Annotated in this window: 10 protein-coding genes and 1 tRNA gene; 7 read left to right on the top strand and 4 right to left on the bottom strand. The window is 63.6% G+C overall.

Annotated features, from left to right (window positions below):
* Positions 1–116: 116 nt before the first annotated feature.
* Positions 117–4,838 (bottom strand): glutamate synthase large subunit, encoded by a 4,722-nt coding sequence (gene gltB, locus FJ974_RS08850; RefSeq protein WP_140529813.1) that lies wholly within the window; start codon positions 4,836–4,838, stop codon positions 117–119.
* 488 nt (positions 4,839–5,326) lie between these two features.
* Here gltB and FJ974_RS08845 point away from each other — a divergent pair, with 488 nt between their 5' ends.
* Entirely contained in the window at positions 5,327–6,397 is a 1,071-nt protein-coding gene (locus tag FJ974_RS08845) for a threonine aldolase family protein (protein WP_140529812.1), read from the top strand.
* Positions 6,394–7,296: an MBL fold metallo-hydrolase gene (locus tag FJ974_RS08840; RefSeq protein ID WP_140529810.1), complete on the top strand. Its 903-nt coding sequence runs from the start codon at positions 6,394–6,396 to the stop codon at positions 7,294–7,296. The genes FJ974_RS08845 and FJ974_RS08840 overlap by 4 nt, the downstream gene beginning before the upstream one ends.
* A 69-nt stretch (positions 7,297–7,365) precedes the next feature.
* Here FJ974_RS08840 and FJ974_RS08835 read toward each other — a convergent pair whose 3' ends face one another.
* Positions 7,366–7,833, bottom strand: coding sequence for an Hsp20 family protein (locus FJ974_RS08835; protein WP_140529808.1), 468 nt, complete (start codon positions 7,831–7,833; stop codon positions 7,366–7,368).
* 467 nt (positions 7,834–8,300) lie between these two features.
* Between FJ974_RS08835 and FJ974_RS08830 the strand changes: the two genes are divergently transcribed.
* Complete coding sequence (locus FJ974_RS08830) at positions 8,301–9,257, top strand: alpha/beta fold hydrolase (RefSeq protein ID WP_140529806.1); 957 nt, start codon at positions 8,301–8,303, stop codon at positions 9,255–9,257.
* 149 nt (positions 9,258–9,406) lie between these two features.
* Positions 9,407–9,850 (top strand): hypothetical protein, encoded by a 444-nt coding sequence (locus tag FJ974_RS08825; protein ID WP_140529804.1) that lies wholly within the window; start codon positions 9,407–9,409, stop codon positions 9,848–9,850.
* Between the two features lie 97 nt (positions 9,851–9,947).
* Here the strand turns inward: FJ974_RS08825 and hisN are convergent, their stop codons facing one another.
* Positions 9,948–10,721: a histidinol-phosphatase gene (gene hisN / locus FJ974_RS08820; protein WP_140529803.1), complete on the bottom strand. Its 774-nt coding sequence runs from the start codon at positions 10,719–10,721 to the stop codon at positions 9,948–9,950.
* Positions 10,722–11,046: 325 nt separating this feature from the next.
* Entirely contained in the window at positions 11,047–11,988 is a 942-nt protein-coding gene (locus FJ974_RS08815; protein ID WP_140529801.1) for an N-formylglutamate amidohydrolase, read from the bottom strand.
* A 163-nt stretch (positions 11,989–12,151) separates the two neighbouring features.
* Between FJ974_RS08815 and cpdR the strand changes: the two genes are divergently transcribed.
* The 3 genes from cpdR to FJ974_RS08800 all read left to right on the top strand — a co-directional run bounded on the left by cpdR (position 12,152) and on the right by FJ974_RS08800 (position 15,230).
* Positions 12,152–12,514, top strand: coding sequence for a cell cycle two-component system response regulator CpdR (gene cpdR, locus FJ974_RS08810; protein WP_006199474.1), 363 nt, complete (start codon positions 12,152–12,154; stop codon positions 12,512–12,514).
* A 117-nt stretch (positions 12,515–12,631) separates the two neighbouring features.
* Positions 12,632–12,706: transfer RNA gene (locus FJ974_RS08805), tRNA-Val, on the top strand.
* A 214-nt stretch (positions 12,707–12,920) separates the two neighbouring features.
* Positions 12,921–15,230, top strand: coding sequence for an alginate lyase family protein (locus tag FJ974_RS08800; RefSeq protein WP_140529799.1), 2,310 nt, complete (start codon positions 12,921–12,923; stop codon positions 15,228–15,230).
* Positions 15,231–15,232 lie beyond the last annotated feature (2 nt).

Here is a 15,232-nt window from a genome sequence, read left to right as displayed (position 1 = left end):
ACGCTTCTCGGCGCACCCGTTAACCTCATAAGGCCGCTATGACAACCTTTAGTCCGAGGTCAGGATTGTGGTGAGGATGCCGGCCGGAAAGTCGTCTTCCCGGCCGTGCCCGAAGCCTATTCCGCCGCCACGCTCATGCGCATGCGTTCCATCTCGATCAGCGCGCGGCGATACTCGACCGGCATGATTTTCCGGAATTTCGGCCGGAAGCTCTGCCAGTTGTCGAGGATCTCGCGGCCGCGCACCGAGCCCGTGTAATGGACGTGGTTCGAGATCAGCTGATAGAGGCGCTCCTCGTCATGGCTGGTCATATCGCCGGAAACATCGACGCGTCCCTTGTGGTCGAGGTCGCCGCCGTGATGCAGAAGCTTCTCCATCAGATCGTCTTCTTCCGGAACCGGCTCCAGCTCGACCATCGCCATGTTGCAACGCTCGGCGAAATCGCCGGCCTCATCAAGGACATAGGCGACGCCGCCCGACATGCCGGCGGCGAAGTTGCGGCCGGTTTTTCCCAGCACGACGACGATGCCGCCGGTCATGTATTCGCAGCCATGGTCGCCGACGCCTTCGACGACCGCCGCCACGCCCGAATTGCGCACCGCGAACCGCTCGCCGGCGACGCCGGCGAAATAGGCCTCACCTTCGGTCGCGCCATAGAGCACGGTGTTGCCGACGATGATGGAGTCGGCCGCGACAATCTTCGCTTCTTCTGGCGGACGGATGACGATGCGGCCGCCCGACAGGCCCTTGCCGACATAGTCGTTGCCGGCGCCAATGAGATCGAACGAGACGCCGCGCGCCAGGAAGGCGCCGAAGGACTGGCCGGCGGTGCCGGTCAGCTTCACCTGGATCGTGTCCTCCCGCAGGCCCTTGTGCCTGAAACGCCTGGCCACTTCGCCTGACAGCATCGCGCCTGCCGAACGATCGACATTGCGGATCGGCAGCTCGATCGTCACCGGCTGCTTGGTTTCCAGCGCCGGCTTCGCCAGTTCGATCAGCTTGCGGTCGAGCACGTCGTCGATCGGATGCTTCTGCCGTTCGGTCCAGTGCACGGCCTCGTGCGGTGCATCGGGCTTGAAGAACATCTTCGAAAAATCGAGCCCGCGCGCCTTCCAGTGCTGGATCACGTCACGCTTTTCCAGCAGGTCGGTGTCGCCGATGATCTGGTCGAGATGGGTGAAGCCCATGTCGGCAAGCAGCGCGCGCACCTCTTCCGCCACGTAGAAGAAGAAGTTGATGACGTGCTCGGGCGTGCCCTTGAATCGCTTGCGCAGCACCGGATCCTGCGTCGCCACGCCGACCGGGCAGGTATTCAAGTGGCACTTGCGCATCATGATGCAGCCGGCCGCGATCAGCGGCGCGGTTGAGAAGCCGAACTCGTCGGCGCCGAGCAGCGCGCCGATGATGACGTCGCGCCCCGTGCGCAGGCCGCCGTCGACCTGCAGCGCAACGCGTGAGCGCAAGCCGTTGAGCACCAGCGTCTGATGCGTCTCGGCAAGGCCCATTTCCCATGGGCTGCCGGCATGCTTGAGCGAGGTCAGCGGCGAGGCGCCGGTGCCGCCGTCATAGCCGGAGATGGTGATGTGGTCGGCGCGCGCCTTGGCGACGCCCGCCGCGACCGTGCCGACGCCGACCTCAGACACCAGCTTGACCGAGACGTCAGCCGCCGGGTTGACGTTCTTCAGATCGTAGATCAGCTGCGCCAGATCCTCGATCGAGTAGATGTCGTGATGCGGCGGCGGCGAGATCAGACCGACACCGGGCGTCGAGTGCCTGACCTTGGCGATGGTCGCGTCGACCTTGTGGCCGGGCAACTGGCCGCCCTCGCCGGGCTTGGCGCCCTGCGCCACCTTGATCTGCATGACGTCGGAATTGACGAGGTACTCGGCCGTCACGCCGAACCGGCCCGACGCGACCTGCTTGATCGCCGAGCGTTCCGGGTTCTTGCCGCCGCCGGGCAGCGGCAGATAGCGGTCGGCCTCTTCGCCGCCCTCGCCGGTGTTCGACTTGCCGCCGATCTGGTTCATGGCGCGCGCCAGCGTGGTGTGCGCTTCCCGCGAGATCGAGCCGAACGACATCGCCCCGGTCGAGAAGCGCTTGACGATCTCGGCCGCCGGCATGACCTCGTCGAGCGCCACCTTCTTGCGGCCGGTTTCGTCCGCCAGCTTGATCTTGAACAGGCCGCGGATGGTCTGGGCGCGTGCGGTCTCGCTGTCGATCTGCGCCGAATACTCCTTGAACGTGTCCCACGAGCCCTGGCGCACGGCGTGCTGCAAGGTGGCGACCGCGTCGGGCGACCACATATGCGCTTCCCCGCGCATGCGGAACAGATATTCGCCGCCGACTTCCAGATTGTTGCGCAGCACCGGATCGTTGCCGAAGGCATCGGTGTGGCGGCTCAGCGTCTCGGCCGCAATCTCGTCCAGCCCGACGCCTTCGATCAGCGTCGCGGTGCCGGTGAAATACTTCTGCACGACATCAGACTTCAGCCCGATGGCGTCGAAGATCTGCGCGCCGCAATAGGATTGGTAGGTAGAGATGCCCATCTTGGACATCACCTTGAGGATGCCCTTGCCGATCGACTTGATGTAGCGGGAGACGACTTCGTATTCGTCGACCTCTTCCGGCAGTTCGCCGCGCTTGTGCATGTCGAGCAGCGTGTCGAAAGCGAGATAGGGGTTGATCGCTTCGGCGCCGTAGCCGGCCAGGCAGCAGAAATGATGCACCTCGCGCGGCTCGCCTGATTCCACGACCAGCCCGACCGCGGTGCGCAGCCCCTTGCGGATCAGGTGATGGTGCACGGCCGCCGTCGCCAGAAGTGCCGGTATCGCGATGCGGTCCGGCCCGACCTGGCGATCGGACAGGATGATGATGTTGTAGCCGCCGGCAACCGCCGCCTCGGCCCGTTCGCAGAGCCGGTCGATGGCGCCCGGCAGGCCGCCCGCCCCTTCGTTCGAGGCATAGGTGATGTCGATCGTCTTGGTGTCGAAGCGGTCCTCGGTGTGGCCGATGGAGCGGATCTTCTCAAGGTCGCCATTGGTCAGGATCGGCTGGCGCACTTCGAGCCGCTTGCGGCGCGATGTGCCGACAAGGTCGAAGATGTTCGGCCGCGGGCCGATGAACGACACCAGGCTCATCACCAGTTCCTCGCGGATCGGATCGATCGGCGGATTGGTGACCTGGGCGAAGTTCTGCTTGAAATAGGTGTAGAGCAGCTTCGACTTGTCCGACATCGCCGAGATCGGCGTGTCGGTGCCCATCGAGCCCACCGCTTCCTGGCCGGTCGTGGCCATCGGCGCCATCAGAAGCTTGGTGTCTTCCTGCGTGTAGCCGAAGGCCTGCTGGCGGTCGAGCAGGCTGACGTCCTTGCGCAGCGCGCGCGGCTCAACCGGCTTCAAATCTTCGAGGATGAGCTGCGTGTTGGCGAGCCAGGTCTTGTAGGGGTGCTTGTGCGCGATCTCCGACTTGATCTCCTCGTCGGAAATGATGCGGCCCTTGGCGAGGTCGATCAACAGCATGCGGCCAGGCTGCAGCCGCCACTTCTGGACGATCCTCTCCTCCGGCACCGGCAGCACGCCGGCCTCCGAGGCCATGATGACGCGGTCGTCGTCGGTGACGATGTAGCGCGCCGGACGCAAGCCGTTGCGGTCGAGCGTGGCACCGATCTGGCGCCCGTCGGTAAAGACCACCGCGGCCGGTCCATCCCACGGTTCCATAAGTGCCGCATGGTACTCGTAGAAGGCCTTGCGATCGGCATCCATGAGCTTGTTGCCGGCCCAGGCTTCCGGGATCAGCATCATCATGGCATGGCTGAGCGAATAGCCGCCCTGGAACAGGAATTCGAGCGCGTTGTCGAAGCACGCCGTGTCGGACTGGCCGTCATAGGAGATCGGCCACAGCTTCGAGATGTTGTTGCCGAACAATTCGGAATCGACCGAGGCCTGGCGCGCCGCCATCCAGTTGTTGTTGCCGCGCACCGTGTTGATCTCGCCGTTGTGCGCGACCATGCGATAGGGATGCGCCAGCTTCCACGACGGGAAGGTGTTGGTGGAAAAACGCTGGTGGACGAGGATCAGCGCGGTCTCGAAGCGCGGATCGGTCAGGTCCTTGTAGTAGGCGCCGACCTGGTAGGCCAGGAACATCCCCTTGTAGACGATGGTGCGCGCCGACAGCGACACGCAATAGGCGCCGATGTCCTTGTTGTCGTTCTCGGCGTAGATGCGGCCGGAAATCACCTTGCGCAGCAGATAGAGTCTCGCCTCATACTCTTCGTCGTCGGGAATGTCGGCGGTGCGGCCGATGAAGACCTGCCGGTGGAACGGCTCGGACGCCGCGATCTCCGGCGCCTTGGACAGCGACGAATTATCGACGGGAACGTCGCGGAAGCCGAGCAGCGGCAACCCTTCGGACTGCGCCGATTCGGCAATGATCTCCTCGACATGGGCGCGAAACGCTGCGTCCTGCGGCATGAACCAGTGGCCGACGCCGTATTGGCCGGCAGGCGGCAGTTCGACGCCCTTGGCCGCCATCTCCTCGCGGAAGAACTGGTCCGGGATCTGCACCAGCACGCCGGCGCCGTCGCCGACCAGCGGATCGGCGCCGACGGCGCCGCGATGGGTGAGGTTTTCAAGCACCGCCAGGCCGTCCATGACGATCTGGTGCGACTTCACCCCCTTCATGTTGACGATGAAGCCGACGCCGCAGGCATCGTGCTCGTTGCGCGGATCGTAGAGGCCCTGGGCGGTCATGCCGGTGGCGGTGCGAGTCGGATTTTTAACGGCTGCCGCTTTCGTCTGCGCGGCCCGGCCGTTGATCGCAGATGGCGTCAGTTCCGTCATCGTCCTGTCCTCCGTTCCGCGGCGCCTGGGTTCTGCCTGGTCGCCGGTTTGCCTTGGGAAGCGCGTTGCTTCCCCTTCACCTTGCTGCACGTCTTGCGAAATCCTTGCCGAACCCTGCGGTATCCGCCCGGTTCGCATCCGGTATCGTACAGGCCAGAGCCGAGTCGTCTACCCGTCGCTCGCGACAATGGCTGGAATGGCATGATGATACGCCAGCTCGGCCTGTTTTGCGCGACAAAATAAGACAGCACTACTGTCCTAAATTTTTTATGGCAGAAATTAGGAAATCACACAAGACCGATTCACAAAAATCTTGGCCCAGCCACGACACAAAATTTCGTGAGAAACCCGCAGGACGCAAGCTTCAGTCCCGGCCATTTTTCGGCCGCATGCTGGCTTCAGCGATTTTCGGATCATTGGTCTTGCACTTGGCAGGCCAAAGCGGTCAAGTCGCGCCCGTTACCGCAAGATCAGACATGGACCTCTCGATGTTCTTTGCTTCCGACAATTGGGCAGGCGTCCATCCCGATATCGCGGCCAGCCTGTCTGCCCATGCCGGCGGCTTCTCGACAGCCTATGGCGACGGCGCCCTCGACCAGGCCGTCTGCAAGCGCTTCAGCGAAATCTTCGAGCGCGAGGTCGCGGTGTTCTTTGTCGCCACCGGTACCGCAGCCAACTCGCTGTCGCTGACTGCCTACAATAAGCCCGGCGGCATTTCCTTCAGTCATCGCGAATCGCACGTCATCGAGGATGAATGCGGCGCGCCGGAATATTTCTCCGGCGGCTCGCGGCTGAACCCTGTCGACGGCGCGCTGGGCAGGATCGACCCGCGCAATCTGGAAAGGGCCGTGGGCCGCTTCGCCTCCGAGATTGTCCATTGGGGTCGGCCAATGGCTGTCTCGATCACCCAGTCGACAGAGGTCGGCACCGTCTACGGGCTCGATGACATCGCGGCGATTTCGGCGATCGCGAGGCGTTACAAGATACCGCTGCATATGGACGGCGCGCGCTTCGCCAACGCCTTGGTGGCGCTCGGCACCACGCCCGCCGAAATGACCTGGAAGCGCGGTGTCGATATTCTCTCCTTCGGCGGCACCAAGAATGGCTGCTGGTGCGCCGAGGCGATCGTGCTGTTCGATCTCGACCGCGCCAACGAACTCGCCTTTTTGCGCAAGCGCGCCGCCCAGCTGCTCTCCAAGTCGCGTTTCATCGCTGCCCAGTTCGAGGCCTATTTCAGGGACGGCCTGTGGCTCGACACCGCCCGCCACGCCAACGCAATGGCCGCGCGCCTCGCCGCGATGCTTGAGGATTCCGACACGGCGCGGCTGGCCTGGCTGCCGCAGGCCAATGAAGTCTTCGCGGTGATGAAGAAAGCTGAAGCAGACAGGTTACAGGCTGCCGGCGCCGCTTTTTACGACTGGCACAGGCCGCGTGGCTTTGACGGCCACATCGGCGAGGATGAGTTGCTCTACCGCTTTGTCACCAGCTTCGCCACGACGACGGAAGAGATAGATCGTCTCGGCGGGCTGCTCGCCTCGACAGCGCCTGCAAACAGATGACGAAGCCGCCCCTCGGCTCGACCATGCGGCTGGTGCGCCCGGCGCCAAATGTGCTTGCCTTCTATGATGGCCGCGTCGATGGCGCCCGCGCCTGGTCCGATGGCCCGAATTGGCTGGACGATGGCGCCTATGCGCTCGGCATTTGCACCTATGCGATCGTCGACGGCTATCAGGCGCTCGTCTACGACACGCATGTCTCGCTGCCGCATGCCCGTATCATCCGGCGAACCCTTGAGGAGCTTCGCGTCACCTCAATTCAAGTCGTGCTCAGCCATTGGCACGACGATCATGTTGCCGGCAATGAAGTATTCCAGGACTGCGAGATCATCGCAAATCGCCTGACCGCGGCGGCGCTTTCGAAGAACCGTGTCAAACTGGAGAACGAGAACCCGCCGATCAGGCCGCTCGTCCTCCCAAACAGGATTTTTGACGGCAGCCTGCATTTGACCGTGGGATCGATCCCGGTCGAGCTTCAGCATGTCGAAATCCACAGCCATGATGGTACCGTGCTGATCATGCCCGGCGCCGGCCTGCTTTTTGCCGGCGATACGCTTGAAGATCCGGTCACCTACGTCGCCGAGCCGGATCGCCTGGCCGAGCATCTGCGCGACCTCGAACGCATGGCCGGATGGACATTCGACCGAATCCTGCCCAATCACGGTTCACTTGAAATGATTGAAGCCGGCGGCTACGGGCGCGGTTTCATCACGGCAACGCAGGCCTATGTCGAAAAACTGCCTCGCTGCCCAAATGAGCCGGGCCTCGTGGCACAGGATCTCAAATTGTTCGCCGCGGAAGCGTTCGCATCAGGGACGATCAATTATTTCGCGCCATACGAGGCCGTCCACCGCGAGAATGTGCAAGCCGTGCTTGCACTGGAATCCACCAGCCGAACGTAAAAAAAGCGGCGCCTTGCGGCGCCGCTTTCGTCTCGGGAGGAGACTGGTATTGCGCAGCGAACGCGCGGATTACGCGGCGTTCTTGGCCTCGATCTGCTTGGCCTTGTCCGAGGACGCGGTGATCGCGATCTTGCGCGGCTTCAGCTCCTCGGGGATGTTGCGCTTGAGGTCGACGAAGAGCAGGCCGTTCTTCAGCGTGGCGCCCTCGACCTCGACATGGTCGGCGAGCTGGAAGCGGCGCTCGAAGGCGCGCGAGGCGATGCCGCGATAGAGCAGCTCCGAACCCTCGCCGTTGCCCTCTTCCTTGCGCTCGCCCTTGACGGTCAGCACGTTGCGGTGCGCCTCGATCGAGATCTCGTCTTCCGAGAAGCCGGCAACCGCCATCGAGATGCGATAGGCGTTCTCGCCGGTGCGCTCGATGTTATAGGGCGGATAGGTCTGCGCGCCGTCGGGCTGGGCGAGCGAGTCGAGCATGGTGAACAGCCGGTCGAAGCCGACGGTCGAACGATAAAGCGGGGAAAAATCAACATGACGCATGGTGTGTTCTCCTGTTGAGCAACATGGTTTGCGTTTGACCGGCACGAAACCCTTGAAGGCGTTCCGGATGGGCCAGCGACCCCATGATTGGCGGCCGCAATGTTCATTTGGGAAGCAGTCAAAGCCATTTCAAGGTTTTCCGCGGGCTGAAAATCCTTGGCAATTTGCCCGTTCGATGAACGGCAGATGAACCATCGCTTCGGCATCCGTTCAGCCTGGCGCCGCTAGGCTCCGGCCAAGATAACCGATAAGCGGCGCCCATGATTGGCGCCGCCACGAGGCCGAACCGGGTGTCAACGTCCCTTCCTCCCGGATCGACGAGGCCGGAAGTGCGCCGCAAGCATTTCCGGCCTTCCCCGTTTCAGGCTCGTCTGGCAATTCCGCAACGCCTTTGCTTTTGCCGCATGGCCGTTTATCACCATGCCGACGCTTTGCCGCCCGGGTGAAGAACAACAACGAAGCGCCGAATGACGGACCTTTTCCACCAGACCGAAGGCAATCCACCGCCGGAGATCGCGACCGGCGGTTTTTTCGCCACCCGCGACGGCAAGAAGATCCGCTATGGCGTCTTCGCCGCCGTTGCCCGGCCGCTGCAAGGCACGGTGGTGCTGCTGGCCGGCCGCAACGAGTGCATCGAGAAATATTTCGAGACCATCCGCAATCTCTCCGACCGCGGCTTCGCCGTCGCCATTCTCGACTGGCGTGGCCAGGGTGGCTCCAGCCGCCTCATCCGCGATCCGCAGCGCGGCTATGTCCGCAGCTTCCGCGACTACACGAACGACCTCGAGCAATTCTTCGAGGAGATCGTGCTGCCCGATTGCCGAGGGCCTTACTATATCCTCGCCCATTCGACGGGAGCGGTGATCGCGCTGCTTGCCTCGCCGTCCATGATCAACCGGGTGCGGCGCATGGTGCTGATCGCGCCATTCCTCACCTTGCCGGACCTGCCGTTTTCGATAACCGCCGTCCGCCGCGTCTGCTCGGTGTTCTGCGCGCTCGGCCTTGGCCGGCTATACGCTGCCTGGGGCCCACGGCCGAAAGCGCCGCTGCCTTTCGAGCAAAACAAGGTGACGTCCGACCCCGACCGCTATCGGCGCAACATCGGCATCTACGAGGCCTGGCCGCAGCTGGCACTCGGCGGCCCGACCATCCGCTGGCTGAGAGCCGCCGCCGCGGCCTCAGGGGCCATTAGCAATCCCGATTTCATGGCGAGAATCCAGGTGCCGACGCTGATTGTCGCCGCCGGCGCCGATCAGGTCGTCTCGACCAAGGCGGTGGAAGCCTATGCCAGGCGGCTGCGCGTCGGCTCGCTGCTGATGATCGACGGCGCGCGTCACGAGATCCTGCAGGAGAAAGACTTTTATCGCGAACAGCTTCTCGCCGCCTTCGACGCCTTCATTCCCGGCACCGGCGACGTAGCTTAAGCGAGGCTTCGCGCAAGGCGGGCGAACATGCCTCGCAGGTGCTGGCAAACAATCCCGGTTCGTGTCCCCTCATTCCGTTTCAGCTGCCGAGCGCTAGGTTACGGTCCGAAGGGGCTTGTGCCGATCTAAAGGGATCTGGAGAAGCGCGCATGAACGCATCGAGCATGTTGGCCCGCCAGGGCCATCGCCTCCTGCAGATCGGCGTTGCCCTGCTGCTTTTTTCGTCGATCGAGGGGTTTGCGATCCCGTACCTTGCCGCACCGCGGCTCGGGCTGTCCGTGCACACGCTCAGCGCCCTGCAAAGTGTCCTCCTGCTGGCGCTGGGTCTTGTATGGCCCAGGCTCAACCTTGGCGCCGTGCTGTCGAGGGTTGCGTTCTGGCTGCTGATCTATTCTGATGTGGCTATCCTGGCCGCTTATGTGCTGGCCAGCATCTGGGGCGCCGGCAACGAGACAATGCCGCTGGCGGCGGCAGGCGCCCATGGGAACGCCTTTCAGGAGGGCGTGATCAAAGGCGTAGGATATTCATCCGCGCCGACCGGTCTCATCTCTTTCGCGCTGATTTTGTGGGGCCTGCGTCTCCAGAGAGCGTGATCCTGCGGCAGAGTCTAGAGCATGTCTCCCGAAAGTGTGCAGCGTTTTCGGGACAAAGACATGCTTAAAATCAAAGGCGCACATCGGCAGGGGATGCTCAGCCGCGCAGTGCCGCCATCGCAGCGGCATGCAATTCAGGTGTCGCCGCGGCCAATATGTCGCCACCCCTCTCTGCCGGTCCGCCATCGAAGGTGGTGATGACGCCGCCGGCTTTCTCGATGATCGGGATCAGCGCCACGATGTCGTAGGGTTTCAGTCCGGGGTCGGCGACGATGTCGACACTGCCTGAAGCGATCATCGCGAAGGCATAACAATCGGCGCCGTAGCGGACGAGTTGCACCTGCGTCTCGAATGCGTCAAATCGATCACGCGCCCGGTCCTTGAACAATGCCGGCGTGGTGGTGAACAGCGTCGCCTGCGAAAGCTCGGTCGTCTTGCGGGTTGCGAGCCTGCGCGGGCCGCCCGGCCCTTCGTAGTGCGAACCCGAGGCGTTGGCATAGAACAGCTCGCCGGTGAACGGTTGCGACATCATGCCGGCCACCGCATCGCCATCGACCGTCAAGCCGACCAGCGTTCCCCAGACCGGCAGGCCGGAGATGAAGGCGCGCGTGCCGTCGATCGGATCGATCACCCAGACATGCCGGCTGGAAATGTTCTGACTGCCATGTTCCTCGCCGAGAATGCCGTGATCGGGATAGTGCGCCGATATCAATGCCCGGATCGCCCGTTCGGCCTCGCGATCGGCCTCTGTGACCGGGTCGAAGCTCTCCACCAGCTTGTTGGCCACCGCGCCCTGGCTGCGGAAGCGCGGCAGGGTCTCGGCGGCGGCGGCATGCGCGATGCGCCGCATGAAATCGATACTGATGTCCAACTCGTTCTCCCCGTTGCGGCAGCCGTCGCCAACCGCAGTTTTTCTATCTGAACACGAGCGTAAGAGCCCTTCAAGCGCCCGATTCTTGTTGCCTGAATGTCACACTTCAGCCGCCGAAGCGGAATTTCCACATCATATTGAATTAAAAAAGCCTGAAGCCAATTGACATTTGTGCGTCGCACAATAGTTTTGTCATCGGACAGCTTATCCTGTCCATGCCCTCCTTGGGCGTTTCCTCCCTAGACTTCGACCGTGTCGTGAAAACGATGCGGTCTTTTTTTAGCGCGCGGGCCCCCCACCACGCCGCCATTTCTCGGCGCCGCCATCACTCTGCGGCGAGCGGCAAATCGACGAAATGATGGTCGGGCATCGCCATCAGTTCGGCCGAAAAGCGCCTCAGGTCGGCGGCAAGCGCGTCGAAGCCGGCCGCCTTGTGGAACGTCCGCTCGTTCATGTAGAGGCCGCGGTTGACCTCGATCTGCAGCGCGTGCAGGTGGCGCGCCGGCCGCCCGTAATGCTCGGTGATGAAGCCTCCGGCATAGGGTTTGTTATGCGCCACCGTGTAGCCCATCCCGACGAGCAGGCTGATCGCCGTCTCGGTGAGCGCTGCCGTTGCCGAAATGCCGAAGCGGTCGCCGACGATGAAGTCCGGCCGCACCCCGTTGTCGCCGACCCGGATGCTTGCCGGCATCGAATGGCAGTCGATCAGCACCGCATATCCGAACCGTGCATGGGTTCTGGTCAGGAGCCGCTTCAGCGTTTCGTGATAAGGCTTGTAGACGGCCTCGATGCGCCCGACGGCCTCGGCCAGCGGCAGGCGCCCGGGATAGATGTCGAGCCCCTCCCCGACCAGCTTCGGCACGGTGCCCAGGCCGCCCGCGACGCGTGCCGAGCGGATGTTGCAGAAGGACGGCACCGGCTCGGCGAACATGCGCGGGTCGAGTTCCCAGGGCTCGCGGTTGACGTCGAGATAGGCGCGCGGAAAGTTCGCCGCCAGCAGCGGCGCGCCGAGCGCGACGGCGCCGCCGAACAGCTCCTCGACATAGCAATCCTCCGAGCGGCGGATGGCATTGCGGTCGAGCCGCGCCATGGCGAGGAAGCGCTCGGGATAGTGGCGGCCGCTATGCGGCGAATTGAACAGGAAGGGTACGCGTTGCTCGGCGCCCGATCGGATTTCGAAGGGTGGTATGACCGAAAAATCCTCGGCTGCCGTCTTCAATTTGAACGAACCAGGAAACAGCACTGCATCATGACGCAAAACTGCCATCTTGTGCCCGGCATGTCCAGCATTTCAGCCCATTGGGCGGTCGCCGAACTGCGGATAATGCGGCCATCGTTCACTTGATGTTTACCGTCACCTCCTCATATACAGGATGGTTAACGGGCTTGCCCGGCGGCAGCCTCGGGGCGGGTGATTCGGACGGGATATGATGGCACGCATTCTGCTGGCGGAAGACGATGACGACATGCGCCGGTTCCTCGTCAAGGCGTTGGAGCGGGCCGGCTACCAGGTGAGCGATTTCGACAACGGCGCCAGCGCTTATGAGCGGCTGCGCGAGGAGCCCTTCTCGCTGCTCTTGACCGATATCGTCATGCCGGAGATGGACGGCATCGAGCTCGCTCGCCGCGCCACCGAGATCGATCCGGACCTCAAGGTCATGTTCATCACCGGCTTCGCCGCCGTCGCGCTCAACCCGGATTCCAAGGCGCCCAAGGACGCCAAGGTGCTGTCGAAGCCGTTCCATTTGCGCGATCTCGTCAACGAAGTCGAGAAGATGCTGCAGGCGGCCTGAGCCGTTCTTGCCGGAAGCGTTGGCGCGTGCTGCGCCGATGCGGCAAAGAGAAGCCTTCATTCAACATTCAAGCTATTGACGCGTCGGACCAAAAGTGGTGTATGCGCGGCTTCGGATGGGCGTGTAGCTCAGCGGGAGAGCACTGCATTGACATTGCAGGGGTCACAAGTTCAATCCTTGTCACGCCCACCATCCAATCCAGTCGATTTGAACCACCTTCGTTGAAGTCGGAAGCCGTTGCGACGAGCGGTCCGTGCGCCGTTCAGCATCATCGATCGGCAAGCCTTTGCTTGCGCCACAGCCCGAACGGCCGTGACATAGCCGGCGCGAAAGGATACGAAACTCCTGATATTCCGGGGGAACGTTTCTGACAGAGGACATAGCGCGCCAGTCTGGCGCCGGCGACATGCGGCCTGAAATACCCGGGCGCGCGCCTGCGGCCACGACGCCCGGTTCGGCAGGGCGTCGCCCCGTCTGGCTGCGCGTTTATCTCGAGTTGCGGCGGGCGGGCAAGCACGCCGGCGCGCCGCTAGCCACGCTTGCCCGGGTGCGGGCCTGGGCAAGACGGAAGATCGATCACGGCTGCCTGGTCAGGCAGCGGGTCAGGGCCGCGCGCAAGAGCCACAAGACCTCGCCGCTCTCGACCGTCAGGGACAGCTTCATGCTCGTCCGCGTCATCGGCAACGACCTCGAGCCACGGCACAGGAAGGGCCAGGCACACGACAATGTCCTGTTCATCCTCGACAACGAACCGGCCTTTCCCGGCTGCGAGAAATTCTGGATCGTCAACCGGATCATCGATCCGGACGAGGAAGCGCGCGTCGTCGCCCTGCTGCAGAGCCGCGGCCAGGCTTTCCACCGGATCGCCTTCGAGTTCGACGAGTACCGGCGGATGCCCTGGAATACCGATCGGCTGTCGCCTGGCGAGACCAGGTTCTCCAACAGTGAAAGATGGCCCGGTGGGCAGGATGCGGCGCGTTACGAAACCTGCATCCGTCTCCACAAGAACCGCTATGCGATGAACAACAACGGCGCCCGCAACAAGGCGCTGGAGATCGCCCGCGGACGCGCCAAATGGCTGATGCCCTGGGATGGCAATTGCTATCTGACGCGGCAGGCATTCGATGAGATCCGCAGGGCTGTAGCGGTGAAGCACTATCTCCACTACCTCGTCGTTCCCATGGCCCGCATCGTCGACAACGCCGTGCTGCTCGACGGGAATTTCAGGCCGAAGGCGAAGGAAGAGCCGCAGATCATCTTTCGCGGCGACACCACAGAGCTGTTCGACGAAAACTATGGTTATGGCCGCCGGCCCAAGATCGAGATGCTGTGGCGGCTCGGTGTGTCGGGGCTCTGGGACAGGTTCCGCGACGACCCATGGGATTTCCCGCGTCCGTCCCTGGCGGCGGACGGCGGGCTTTTCTGGAAGGCGGGCTGGGTGGCGCGCCTCGATTCGGGATACGCTCATCTGGAAACCGGCAAGACCGGTCCGCGTGCCCGCTGGGCAAGCCGCGACCAGGCAATCGTCGACATGCTCGACCGCTGTGACGCCAGGGCTGTCGCCAGTCGGCTCGACCCGTCGCGCCTGACCTACTATGACGAGGACGCGCTCGTCGCCGCACGGGCAGACCAGCACGCTTACGGCCGGCAGGAGCTCCGGGCTGCCGCCGAACAGGCGCTTTCGCGTGGTCCGTTCAGCGTCACGGACAAAAGCGGCCGGGCGCCAAGCGGCGATCCGCACGACTATTTTCAGCCCGCCCCTTATTGGTGGCCCGACCCGGACAAACCCGACGGCCTCCCCTTCATCCGGCGCGATGGCGGGCGCGCGCCGGGCACCGGCTTGCACGACCCCGCAGGCGAAGCCTACGACCGCACGCGACTGCAGCGGATGCTGGACGACACGACGGTGCTGGCGCTGGCGGCGAGCGTGCTCGGCGACCAGCGTTTTGCCGGCCACGCAGCGCGGCTGGTCCGAACCTGGTTCGTCGACCCTGCGACACGAATGAACCCGCACATGCGTTACGCGCAGGTGCGGTTCGGCCACAACGATCATGAGGGGGTGGGTTATGGCGTCATCGAGCTCAAGGACCTCTATTTCTTTCTCGACGCCGTCCGCCTGGTCGAGCGTACAGGCGCACTGGACGAATCCGACAGGCTGGCCTTCCGGTCCTGGCTGGGCTCATATGGCCAATGGCTGGATACCGCGCCCGCCGCCAGGCTGGAATTCCGCCGGCCCAACAACCATGGCGTTTTCTTCGACCTGCAACGGGCGGCCATTGCCGCCTATCTGGGCGACAGCGCGACGCTGGCCCGCACCGGGCTCTACGCGCGCGAGCGGCTGGTTGAGCAGGTCGCAGCCGACGGTTCGCTGCCGCGTGAACTGTCCCGCGCCAATCCAAGACATTATGTCATGTTCGCCCTGCAGGGATGGACCGCGCTGGCGCGGCTTTTGTCCTCGGGCGGCGATGATCTTTGGCAGCATCGCGAGGGCCAAGCTCTGGTGCGAGCCTTGCGTTGGCTGGCGGTGCATGCCGGCACGCTGGCCACGTCTCCTGGCGAGCGCTTCGACGCGCAGCGCATCCGCCCACTGCTGGACGATCTCGCGCGCCACGATCCCGACTGGCCCGCATCCGCCAACGCGGAAGCAGGGTCGAGGTCGCTAATCTTCCATCCGGACTGCGCGATCGCGCCATTCTGGACATGGCGGCGGCCCTGACC

The organism is Mesorhizobium sp. B1-1-8, assembly GCF_006442795.2.
Lineage (GTDB): Bacteria > Pseudomonadota > Alphaproteobacteria > Rhizobiales > Rhizobiaceae > Mesorhizobium.
Note: the sequence above shows the minus strand (reverse complement) of the source record. Positions and strands in the feature narration are given on the sequence as shown.